The following is a 12,310-nucleotide window of genomic DNA, read 5'->3' as shown; positions in this document are numbered from 1 at the left end:
TAATAACAGGAGTGAATCAACCATGACATTAACACCAAACTATTTAGAAGACCGTATTTGCCTAAACGTTTTAGCCAATTCCGTACAAAACGCCAAAGACTGTTATGAAGCCGCAGAAGGCCATATCGTTTTAGGTGTCCTCTCTAAAAACTATCCAACAGATGAAGCGGCAATCGAAGACATGAAAAAATACGCCGCAGAAACCAACAACGCCTTATCTGTAGGGCTAGGTGCAGGCGATCCAAACCAAAGCCAAATGGTATCAAGACTTTCAAAAGAGTTACAACCGCAACACGTCAACCAAGTCTTCACAGGGGTGGGAACATCTCGTGCTTTACTCGGTCAAGATGAAACGATCGTCAACGGCTTAGTCTCACCAACAGGTAAAGTGGGCATCGTCAATATCGCCACAGGTCCATTAAGCTCGCAAACCCCAGCTGGCGAAGTAACGATTGAAACAGCGATTCGTTTACTACAAGACATGGGCGGCAGTTCAATCAAATTCTTCCCAATGAAAGGCTTAGCACACATAGAAGAATACAAAGCAGTTGCGCAAGCTTGTGCGAAATATGACTTTTATCTAGAACCCACAGGTGGGATCGATTTAGAAAACTTTGAAGAAATCGTGCAAATCGCAGTAGATGCAGGCGTGAAAAAAATTATTCCACATGTGTATAGCTCGATCATCGACTCCACAACAGGAGATACAAGACCAGAAGATGTGAAAACCTTGTTGGGCATGATCAAAAATACCTTGAAAAAATAAAAGCAGAATGAGCTCGTTCAGCACTGACAGAAAAATAGGAAAATATGACTGAGGCGCAATATGCCTCAATCGGATTTTATCTTTTTTCCGAAGTGCTAGCTCACAACGCTAGATAAAAATAAAAGCAGAATGAGCTCGTTCAGCACTGACAGAAAAATAGGAAAATATGATTGAGGCGCAATATGCCTCAATCGGATTTTATCTTTTTTCCGAAGTGCTAGCTCACAACGCTAGATAAAAATAAAAGCAGAATGAGCTCGTTCAGCACTGACAGAAAAATAGGAAAATATGACTGAGGCGCAATATGCCTCAATCGGATTTTATCTTTTTTCTGAAGCGCTAGTTCATCAAGCTAGGAAATAGGCAGGGATCGACATGAGAATTGCAGCATTTGGTGAAATAATGATGCGTTTGACGCCACCAGAATATCTGATGTTGGAACAAACCAAAGAATTACGATTAGATTTTACAGGTACAGGAGTCAATATTTTAAGTAATCTCGCTCATTTTGGCTGTCAAACAAGTTTATTGACGAACTTACCAGATAATCGTTTGGGGGAAGCGGCTAAAGCAAGTGTCCGTCAATTAGGTATTCAAGACCGTTGGATAGGGTCTTCTGGTGATCACATTGGTTCATATTTTGCAGAAATGGGATTTGGCCCAAGGCCTACCCAAGTAACCTATCAAAACCGTCGAAACAGTTCGTTTGGTATGAGTAGTGTTTCTGATTATGATTTTGATTCATTTTTAGCTGAAACTGATTTAGTGCATATTTGTGGAATCTCATTAAGCTTGACCGAAAAAACGCGTGAAGCAGCTTTTGTTTTAGCTGAAAAAGCGCATGCTCTGGGGAAACAAGTTTGTTTTGATTTCAATTTTCGTCCTAGCCTGAATGAAGCGCATGGGGTGTCATTTATGAAGGCACAATATGAAAAAATATTACCATATTGCGATTTAGTTTTTGGTAGCCAACGCGATTTAACGGACTTATTAGGGATGGAATTGAATGAAACGTTAGATTCGTCTGAACAATTTGAAGAATTAGTCCGCCGCTTTATGGTGAAATACCACATTGTGCATTTTGCAGGAACGGTTCGTCAAGGTGAAGAGGATAGACATTATTTAAGAGGTTTTCTATTTGATTCAGAGCATTATGTTCAAGCTGTACCGCGCGAAATTATTAATCTAGATAGAATCGGTGCAGGTGACGGCTATGCAGCGGGTGTTTTACTTGGAGTAAGTGAGAAGTGGTCATTAATGGAAACCGTAGAATTTGCAACAGCTAATGGCGTTTTAGCTCATACGATCCAAGGTGATGTACCTCTAACGACGCGCAAACAAGTTAGGCATATCATGGAGCATCCAACAGTAGATCTGATCCGTTAAATGAAAGAATAGAATGAAATAGTGTAAATGCGTTTATACTACTTTCGTTCTATTCTTTTTTTCATTATAATGAGTAGAAGTGGGGAATTTAGCGAAACCATTTACGTAGCGAAGATAAATTGGTATGCTTAGGAAGCGTAGCTATTATTTTATTGAGCATAAAGAAAAGTCTGTTTATAGGAGGAGATCGACATGACCGATGAAAATATTTGGAAAGCACTAGACGATGATGTTTTGAAAGATAGTATTCGAAAACGACCAGGTATGTACATTGGTGGGATTGGTCCGACGGGCTTAGAAAGTATGGTATTGCAAGTGATTGATCATTTACTACAACTGGCAGTTGATCTAAAGCAGACAGAACTTTCAATCGAACTTTCAGAGAGACAATTTATTTTTTCTTTTTTCAGTAAAAAAGGATTATTTTTAGATAAAATACCAGAAGAACAATATACACCGCCTTATCTTTTTCTATCGATTGTCAATGCATTGTCAGAACAATTAGGCTTTGGTGTAGAAAAATTAGGAAAACGAACCATTCAAATCTATCAAAACGGACAATTAAATAAAAAAGCATTGATTCCCTCAGAAGATGAAGGACAAAGAATCGAGTTGGCTTTCACACCAGATGAAACATTATTTGGTAATAAACCATTATCCTATTTTATTTTATTTAATCGTTGTCAAGAGTTGGCGATGCTAAACAGTGGATTGACGATTTCACTTACTGACGGAAAAAAACAAAAAAATTATTTTTATTATGAGCAAGGACTGGTTGAGTATATTTTTCAAAAAGATGATAGTATTACTCGAAGCGGCCAACCATTGATCATCAACACAGTTAGTGAAGGTGTGACAATTCAAGCGGTCATCTCAAAGAATGGTTCGACGAGTATCAAGGACAGTTTTGTCAACGGGCATTTACCTTCTGATGGAGGAACACACTTAGATGGATTTATTCAAGGAACAGTAGATGCCATCAATCAATTTTTAGAAGAAACGAATCGTTTGAAGTATTTAACAATAGATAATTTTTCTGAACGCTTTGATGTAGTTCTATCAATCAAGGTAAAGCGTCCAAGATATACTGGCGCAGTCAAGAAGAAAATTAGAAATCCTGAGCTGTATAAAATTGTGAAGGAAGCTGTGTTTACTGAAGTTTCCACTTTTCTGAAACGACATCCTGCTTGGTATTTAAATTAAGTATAGAAAGCTGGAAGGGAACGATTATGAAAATTTTTATAGATGGTGATGGCTCGCCAGTAAAAGATACAACAATTGAAGTTGCAGCAGCGTATTCTCTTGAAGTGGTGATTGTGACGAGTATTGATCACTACTCTTTAAAGGTGTATCCTAAAAACGTTTCTTTTGTTTATGTTGATAAAGGGGCTGACGCAGCGGACTATAAAATTGTTCAACTCATTAAAGGTGAGGATATTTTAGTGACACAAGATTATGGGTTAGCATCATTAGTTTTGCCTAAGGGTGTTTGCGTACTTCATCAGCTAGGGTATCAATACACGGCTGCAACTATCGATGGCTTATTGGAGCAACGTTATTTTAGTGCAAAAATTAGAAAAAGTGGTGGACATACAAAAGGACCTAAAGCATTTACAGCAGAAAATCGTGAAATGTTTAAAGAAAAACTGATTGAAGTAATAGAAGCAAAAAAAGAGAATGTACACGGAAAATAAGGTAGACTTAAATGAATGCCTTATTTTTTATTCATATTTATAAGTAAATTAAAGGGCTGTTTTTGTTTAGAAGAATATCATAGCTAAAAAAAATCTTCGATTTGATGATTTGTTTCTATTCGGACTAGCGCTTTTATGCTAAAATATGAAGGAGCTATTTTGAGTTTTTTTGTTGTATACAACAATAATAGCATTTGTGGTATCTCGTTTTATGGACTGGCTTCTAAAAAACAAATGGAGATTGAGTCTGTTACATTTTAAAAATTATTGAGCTTTAAGAGTTAGTCATTTGGGCAAAGGACAAAAAGTAAATGAGGCAAAAAACAATTTGTTCTTTTTTCAATAGTCCTGTCAAGGCTAGATGAACTCTTTCAGCTTTAAAAATTAGGAGGAAAAGCATTTGAAGATTACTTTGCTATATGGTGGGAGAAGTGAAGAACATGATGTTTCTATATTATCTGCCTATTCCGTTTTAAATGCGATCTATTATAATTACTATCAAGTCCAGCTAGTTTTTATTAGTAAAGATGGTCAATGGGTGAAAGGGCCGCTCTTATCAGAAAAACCGGAAAGTAAAGATGTTCTTAATCTGACTTGGTCTGATGATGGAGAAGTAGATAAATGGGGTGAATTTACAGGTAAAGTGATTCAACCTTGTGATATTCAGGAGGAAGATACGATTGTTTTCCCTGTATTACACGGACCAAATGGTGAAGATGGAACGATCCAAGGCTTTTTGGAAACGATTGGAATGCCATATGTTGGAGCTGGTGTGTTAGCTAGTGCTAATGCTATGGATAAAATAATGACTAAATATCTGCTTCAAACAGCGGGTATTCCTCAAGTGCCATATGTTCCTGTTTTAAGAAGCAATTGGAAGGAAAATCCTAAAAAGGTCTTTGAGCAATGTGAAGGATCTTTGATTTACCCAGTATTTGTTAAACCAGCTAACATGGGCTCAAGCGTAGGGATCAGTAAAGCTGAAAACCGTGAAGAATTACAAAATGCTTTGGAAGAAGCGTATCGTTATGACTCTCGAGCGATTGTTGAACAAGGAATCGAAGCACGTGAGATCGAGGTGGCGATTTTAGGAAATGAAGATGTTCGGACGACTCAACCTGGTGAGATTGTAAAAGATGTTGAATTTTATGATTACAATTCCAAATATATCGACAATCAAATTACGATGCAGATTCCAGCTGAGGTGCCAGATGAAGTTCATCAAAAGGCACAAGAATACGCTAAAAAAGCGTACACGTTATTAGACGGAAGTGGTCTTAGCCGTTGCGACTTCTTTTTAACAAGCAAGAATGAATTGTTCTTAAATGAACTGAATACGATGCCAGGTTTTACCCAGTTTAGTATGTATCCATTGCTATGGGAAAATATGGGCTTGAAGTATAGTGATTTGATTGAAGAATTAATTCAGTTAGGACTAAATCGTTTCAAACAAAGACAAAGTTTTTTTGAAAGATAAAAAATGAAAAGGGAGGGGATAAAACGTTGAAAGTTTTGTCTCAGCCCTTTTATGGTTATGGATACGAAAAAAATGTATCTGCTAGCGTTGACAACAATCATACAATTGAGGAGGAGAAAATATAATGAAGTTAACTTTTTGGGAAGCCGCTCAAGCGACAAAAGCGACCAATAATTGGAGAAAATGGCCGGATTTTGATTTGACTGGACTTGAGTTTGATAGTCGTTTGATTCAAAAAAACAATCTATTTGTGCCGCTAAAGGGTGAAAATGATGGACATTCGTTTATTAACAGCGCAATAGAAAATGGTGCAGGTGCAGCATTTTGGAGTTCGACGGAGCCATCTCCTGATAATTTTCCTGTTCTACAAGTTGAAGATACTCTAACTGCTATGCAGAATCTCGCTGTGTATTATTTAAGAAAAATGACACCAACTGTCATTGCGATTACAGGAAGCAATGGCAAGACAACTACAAAAGACATGACTGAAGCTGTTTTAGCCCAACAATTCAAGACATATAAAACGCAAGGTAACTATAATAATGATATTGGTTTGCCCTACACTATTTTACATATGCCTAATGAAACAGAAAAACTAATTTTAGAAATGGGCATGGATCATGCAAGAGAAATCGATTTTCTATCAAGATTAGCGCATCCTGACGTTGCGGCAATTACGATGATTGGTGAGGCGCATATTGAAAATCTTGGTTCAAGAGCAGGGATTGCCCAAGCTAAAATGGAAATTACTGCGGGCCTTGCGGCGAATGGTTTGTTGATCATTCCAACAGATGAACCCTTATTAAGGCCATTGGGCAAAAACTTGCCGCAAACCGTCCAAACATTTGGTTTAGAGCAAGCCGATTACCAAGCAGAGATCATAGAAGCACAAAAAGAGTATACAACTTTCAAAATGAATGATTCAAACACGTTATTTACTATCCCTGTTCCAGGGAAATATAACATAGGAAATGCCTTGATCGCTATCAGTATTGGTAAATGGTTTGAGATGTCAGAAGAGAAAATCAAGGCCGGATTAGCTGATTTTAAATTAACCAAAAATCGAACAGAATGGCTAAAAAGCAGCACTGGTATTGAGATTCTCAGTGATGTTTACAATGCAAATCCAACGGCGATGAACTTGGTGCTTGATAGTTTTAGCCAGATGCCTACACAAGGAACTCGAGTGGCTGTTTTAGGGGACATGCTTGAGTTGGGTCCCGATTCTGCCAATATGCATGCTTCGGTAAGTGAGCACCTAAATCCAGCGGAAATCGCAGAAGTTGTTCTTTACGGTGCAGAAATGCAAGGTTTATATAATGCACTTAAAAGTAAATATCAAGAAAAACAAATTCATTACTTTAAAAAAGAAGAAAAAGCTGCCTTGATCGATACATTAAAATCAATTCTTAAACCAGAGGACATGGTTGTTTTAAAAGCGAGTAATGGGATGGGGTTAAATGAAGTCGTGACAAAACTTCTTGAAATTTAATGAGCTTTCATAAAACTTGCTGAAAATGTAAAACTATGCTAAAATAACCTATTGCCGAAAGATCGAAGTAGATAAAACGAAAGTACCTATTGAAGATACTTTTCTATCATATAAAGATTAAAAAAGCTGAACGAACTCGTTTGGCTTTTCTAGTGCCTGTAGCTTCATAAGGTGGATTTTTCGGTAACACTAATCAGAAAATAAATTAAACCTATGTTGAAGGTTTACTATCTCCATGAACATTTTCGAAGTTAGTGAAAGTCAAATCACCTGTAACACCAATTTTAGAAGAATTTATTTCTTCTGCAACAAACACTATTTAGGAGGATATCATTTGAAATTTAAAGAACTTGGCTTAGAAACAGACTTATTGGCAGCAATCGAGCGCTCAGGATTTGAAGAAGCAACACCGATTCAGGAGGAAACAATCCCTCTAGCATTACAAGGAAAAGACGTAATTGGACAAGCACAAACAGGAACTGGTAAAACAGCTGCTTTTGGTCTTCCAATGTTGCAAAAAATTGACACATCAAACCGTGTATTGCAAGGAATCGTGATTGCACCAACTCGTGAGTTAGCAATCCAAACGCAAGAAGAGCTATACCGTTTAGGTCGCGATAAAAAAATTCGTGTACAAGCAGTTTATGGTGGAGCTGATATCGGTCGCCAAATTCGTGGACTTAAAGAAAATCCACATATCGTTGTAGGAACACCTGGACGTTTATTAGACCACATCAATCGTCGCACTTTAAAACTAGATACGATCGAAACGTTAGTTTTAGATGAAGCAGATGAAATGTTGAATATGGGATTCTTAGAAGATATCGAAAAAATTATTTCTAAAATTCCAGCAGCACGTCAAACATTATTATTCTCAGCAACAATGCCGCCAGCAATCAAAAATATCGGCGTGAAGTTCATGAAAGATCCAGAACACGTGAAAATCAAAGCAAAAGAAATGACGGCTGATTTGATCGATCAATACTACGTACGTTCAAAAGATTTCGAAAAATTCGATATCATGACACGTTTATTAGATGTTCAAACACCAGAATTAACGATTGTCTTTGGTCGTACGAAGCGTCGTGTAGATGAATTAGCACGCGGTTTAGAAGCACGCGGTTATAAAGCTGAAGGAATTCATGGTGACTTGTCACAACAAAAGCGTATGAGCGTTTTACGTTCATTCAAAAATGGTAATCTAGATATATTAGTTGCGACAGACGTTGCGGCTCGTGGTTTAGATATCTCAGGCGTGACACATGTCTACAACTATGACATCCCACAAGATCCAGAAAGCTATGTTCACCGTATTGGTCGTACTGGTCGTGCGGGTAAAGGCGGAATGTCTGTGACGTTCGTTACACCAAACGAAATGGGCTATTTACATGTCATTGAAGAACTAACTAAAAAACGTATGACACCACTACGTCCACCAAGTGAAAAAGAAGCGTTCAAAGGACAATTAGGTGCAGCAATTGAAACTGTTGAAGAAAAACTAGCGGAAAATGGTCTAGAAAATTACTTACCTTCTGCTGAGAATCTTTTAGAAAAATATTCTGCTGAAGATTTAGCAGCATTGTTGTTAAAAACTATTTCTAAAGATCCATCAGATGCTGTTCCAGTTAAAATTACACCAGAACGTCCATTACCATCAAATAAAAAAGGTTTCAACAAAAATAATCGCAGCGGTGGCGGCGGAAACAGCCGTAATCGCAATAAAAACGGTGGTGGCGGCTATCGTGGCAACAAGAATAACAAAGGAACAGGCGGCACTGGAAATGGCGGCGGCTACAATAAGAGCAAAGATAATCGTTCAGCAAAACGTCATAACGATAAAAAACGCAGCTTTGTTATTAGAGACAACTCAAATTAATGAATCCATAAGAAAGAAATAAGAACTTGTCTGTTTCTATCTTGTCACTTATTGAATTTTGGGAGGAAGAAACAAAGCATAACTGCTTTGTTTCTTCCTCTTTTATTTTTACTCTAATTGCTTTATCCAATCTTTCAATGGGAGATAATAAAAAAAGCTGGCAAGAAACATGGAGTGCCCCCTGCTTTAAGACTTAGTTGGAAGGGGCTGTCAGTAATTCTGTGAGGGGAACTAAGCGAGGAATATACATTGTTGAACCATGTTGGTCTTTGTGAGTTCCAATAGTATGATTAGGATTTTACTCAAAGAGTAGTCTTATAATCACGTATTTTTTTTGTATTTTAGCTGAAGCTAGACGAACTCATTGAGCTTTTTATTAATTTTTACATTATTATGTGGAAAAATTGCTAAAATTTGATAGAATAAGAGTAATTTATAAAATAAAAAAAGAGGGCTTGAAAGAATGATAAGAGGAATTGGTATAGATATGGTAGAACTTTCAAGAATCGAAAAAATTATTGGAAATAAATCTTCTTTTGTACAACGTGTTCTCACTGATGATGAATACGCACTTTTCAAAAAATTACCACATAAACGTCAAGTAGAATTTTTAGCGGGGCGTTTTGCGTGTAAAGAGGCGTTTTCTAAAGCTTGGGGGACAGGGATCGGAAGTTTAGGCTTGCGGGATGTTGAGATTTTAAAAGAAGGGAATGGCGCTCCTAAAGTTACAAAGTCGCCTCATGAAGGAAATGTATTTGTGTCTATCTCACATACAGACACTTATGCAGTCGCTCAAATTATTCTAGAAACAGCTTAAAAGGGGATTTGTTTTATTTACTAAAAGTTGAATAAAGGTCGAAACAAAAGCTTTTGATTAGATATCACTTGATTCTTTCAATGTGAGACGTGAAACGAATCGCTTGACTAGTTTGATTCGACTGTAAAAGAAAGAAGGACATATATGGCTGTAGGATGGCACCGTCCCACAAAACTAGTAATCGATACACAGGCAATTAAAGAAAATGTTTGCAATGAAGTAAAGCGAATGCCGCAAGGGACAGAATTGTTTGCGGTGGTCAAGGCAAACGGTTATGGACATGGAGCTGTTCAAACGGCTAAAGCAGCTATTGAAGGAGGCGCTACAGGTTTTTGCGTAGCAATCTTAGATGAAGCCATAGAACTACGAGAAGCCGGTATTACAGAGCCGATACTCATTTTAAGCGTCGTGGATGTTTCTTACATAGAATTGCTACTGAAGTACGATTTATCTGTTACTGTAGCAACTCAAGAATGGCTGGAACAAGCAATTGAACAACTAAACCATATAGAAACTCAAGCGCTATTGAAAATACATATAAAAGTCGATACAGGTATGGGGCGTATTGGATTTATTACGCCAGAAGAAGTAAAACAAGCTGTTAAATCAATCTCATCGTCACAACTGCTTGTTTGGGAAGGAATATTCACTCATTTTTCTACCGCTGATGAAAAAGATGCAAGCTATTTTGAAAAGCAAACGCAACGTTTTCAAGCAATATTATCAGTGCTTCTGGAATTACCAAAATATGTTCACGTAAGCAACAGTGCAACCGCGCTTTGGCATCCTGATAATGTTGGGAACATGGTTCGTTTTGGTATAGCTATGTATGGATTGAATCCATCTGGACATGTATTACCAGAGGTCTATCCGTTGAAACCTGCGTTGAGCTTGGTATCAACGTTGATTCAAGTGAAAGAACTTTCAGTTGGAGAAGGAATTGGTTATGGTAATACTTATACGACAACTGAAAATGAATGGATCGGCACTGTACCAATTGGTTATGCTGATGGATGGTTGCGTCATTTACAAGGGTTTTCAGTACTAGTTAATGGTGAAAGATGTGAAATCGTTGGAAGAATCTGTATGGATCAATGCATGATTCGTTTGCCTAAAAAAGCGGCAGTAGGGACACAAGTCACACTGATTGGACATGATCATGGTAATGAAATTACCATGCAGATGGTCGCAGATAAATTAGAGACGATCCACTATGAAGTAGCGTGTACGTTTTCTGAACGTATGCCAAGGGAGTATAAATAGAATAGGAGGCTTCAAATGGTCAAAAGGGGTGACATATATTTTGCAGACTTATCCCCTGTTGTAGGATCAGAACAAGGGGGAGTACGTCCAGTACTAGTCATACAAAATAATTTAGGCAATCATTTTAGCCCAACCATCATTGTCGCTGCGATCACAGCGAAGATGGCTAAGCCAAAATTGCCAACACATATAGGAATTAATTCAGAAGAAACGGGCATTGAACGAGATTCAGTCATTTTATTGGAGCAGATCCGCACCATTGACAAAATTCGTTTAAAAGAAAAAGTTTGCCATTTAGGAATAGAAATCATGGATTCTGTTGATCGTGCCTTAGGTGTTAGCGTTGGAATTTTTGAAGCAGAACTAGAAGAAGAAAATCTTGGTACATATCGTTAAAGTATCGGATATTTTAATGGAGAACATAAGACATATCCTTTTTTAATAGTCGTAGGATAGTCGTTTGCAACAACATAATTCTAAATAGGATTACATTGTTCGTTACTTATACATTGTTATTTTTTATTGTTTAGTATTGAATACCAAAAATACTGAAATCAAGTGCATAAAATTGTAAATTAATCATATATGAACAAATTCCCTTAATTGAAATGATAAAAAAATACTAAATTTTATGGATCGCCTAGTTGTTTTTATTGACTTTTGTCCGCATTTATAAAAAAAAGTTGGCAATAACGTAACGTAATGTTACAATAAACTATGTATAATTGGGTGGAAAGTGGATAACTTTCAAAAAAATAGATATATTTAGTGTTTTTTTATTAAGGGATAAAGGAGTTTATATTTGATGACAATTTTCATGTTTGTATTAGTCGTAATACTGTTTCTTTTTTTCAGTTATCAGTTGTATGTTCGATTCCAATTAGAGAGTCTAGATTCTGATAGTCCAAAAATGAAACGCAAGATCAATTTTTATAAGTATCAAGAGAATAATAGATCATTATTATTTTTGATGATTGCAGCAATTATTTTTTGCTTAATACTTTTTGGGATACTTTACAATCAAGATGCTTTAAGAAAAGATAATAAAGATTTAGAATTGAAGATAGAAGAGATTAAGGATGCCAGAGGCGGAGCTTCTGGTGCCGAAATTGAGAGCTATAAAGAAAATACATTGAAATTGACTGAATTCCCTTGGAAAAAAGTCGTAGAAAGCAGAGATGCGAAAACACTAGATAATTATGAGCTTCAATTTTTGAGAGATTGGCAACCCTTTTTTGGAGAAGCGAATGTAGCAATCATGATTGGTCAAAAAACGGAAACATTGACAATTTCAGTTTTTCCAACAGCTTTGACATATAGTGATTTTCAAACAGCTGAAAAAAATATTGGAACATTTATAAAAGAGTTACAACCGGTAAAAGAAATCACAATGATTGATTTTCACTTTACATATCGAGACAAGACGAACAAATTATCTAAACAATCATTCGCTTATACTAGAGAACCAAAAGACAGTAACTTAGAAAAAGTAGTATTAGAAAAATAGAGTAGAGAAATAAAAGACGGGGTGTAAAACAC

The 12,310-nt window shown here is 36.7% G+C and carries 11 protein-coding genes; all 11 read left to right on the top strand.

Translation table 11 applies throughout. The features are described from left to right. The first annotated feature begins 22 nt into the window (after positions 1 to 22). The 11 genes from dagF (at position 23) to AC4BB5_RS15055 (ending at position 12,278) form a co-directional block, all read left to right on the top strand. Positions 23 to 766: a 2-dehydro-3-deoxy-phosphogluconate aldolase gene (gene dagF, locus AC4BB5_RS15105; protein WP_490456920.1), complete on the top strand. Its 744-nt coding sequence runs from the start codon at positions 23 to 25 to the stop codon at positions 764 to 766. A gap of 375 nt (positions 767 to 1,141) precedes the next feature. After that, complete coding sequence (locus tag AC4BB5_RS15100; RefSeq protein ID WP_490456919.1) at positions 1,142 to 2,152, top strand: sugar kinase; 1,011 nt, start codon at positions 1,142 to 1,144, stop codon at positions 2,150 to 2,152. A 192-nt stretch (positions 2,153 to 2,344) separates the two neighbouring features. Beyond that, the gene (locus tag AC4BB5_RS15095) at positions 2,345 to 3,355 is read left to right on the top strand and encodes a DNA topoisomerase IV subunit B family protein (protein WP_490456918.1); all 1,011 of its coding nucleotides are present in this window, start codon (positions 2,345 to 2,347) and stop codon (positions 3,353 to 3,355) included. Between the two features lie 26 nt (positions 3,356 to 3,381). Beyond that, entirely contained in the window at positions 3,382 to 3,846 is a 465-nt protein-coding gene (locus tag AC4BB5_RS15090; RefSeq protein ID WP_490456917.1) for a YaiI/YqxD family protein, read from the top strand. A 400-nt stretch (positions 3,847 to 4,246) separates the two neighbouring features. Then, on the top strand, positions 4,247 to 5,323 hold the full coding sequence (locus AC4BB5_RS15085; RefSeq protein WP_490456916.1) for a D-alanine--D-alanine ligase: 1,077 nt from the start codon (positions 4,247 to 4,249) through the stop codon (positions 5,321 to 5,323). A gap of 124 nt (positions 5,324 to 5,447) precedes the next feature. Continuing rightward, the gene (locus AC4BB5_RS15080; protein WP_490456915.1) at positions 5,448 to 6,815 is read left to right on the top strand and encodes a UDP-N-acetylmuramoyl-tripeptide--D-alanyl-D-alanine ligase; all 1,368 of its coding nucleotides are present in this window, start codon (positions 5,448 to 5,450) and stop codon (positions 6,813 to 6,815) included. Between the two features lie 334 nt (positions 6,816 to 7,149). After that, positions 7,150 to 8,691, top strand: a complete 1,542-nt coding sequence (gene cshA, locus AC4BB5_RS15075) for a degradosome RNA helicase CshA (RefSeq protein ID WP_490456914.1) — start codon at positions 7,150 to 7,152, stop codon at positions 8,689 to 8,691. Positions 8,692 to 9,154: 463 nt separating this feature from the next. Continuing rightward, positions 9,155 to 9,508 (top strand): holo-ACP synthase, encoded by a 354-nt coding sequence (gene acpS / locus AC4BB5_RS15070; RefSeq protein ID WP_490456913.1) that lies wholly within the window; start codon positions 9,155 to 9,157, stop codon positions 9,506 to 9,508. 144 nt (positions 9,509 to 9,652) lie between these two features. Continuing rightward, positions 9,653 to 10,771: an alanine racemase gene (alr, locus tag AC4BB5_RS15065; protein WP_490456912.1), complete on the top strand. Its 1,119-nt coding sequence runs from the start codon at positions 9,653 to 9,655 to the stop codon at positions 10,769 to 10,771. Positions 10,772 to 10,786: 15 nt separating this feature from the next. After that, entirely contained in the window at positions 10,787 to 11,167 is a 381-nt protein-coding gene (locus tag AC4BB5_RS15060; protein ID WP_010762593.1) for a type II toxin-antitoxin system PemK/MazF family toxin, read from the top strand. A 409-nt stretch (positions 11,168 to 11,576) separates the two neighbouring features. After that, a complete protein-coding gene (locus AC4BB5_RS15055; RefSeq protein ID WP_490456911.1) occupies positions 11,577 to 12,278 on the top strand; it encodes a hypothetical protein in 702 nt (233 codons plus the stop codon). Positions 12,279 to 12,310: the final 32 nt, after the last annotated feature.

The sequence above is a fragment of the Enterococcus sp. AMC1252 genome, assembly GCF_058216515.1.
The sequence above is the reverse complement of the archived record's forward strand: the minus strand, read 5'-3'. Positions and strand labels throughout refer to the sequence as shown.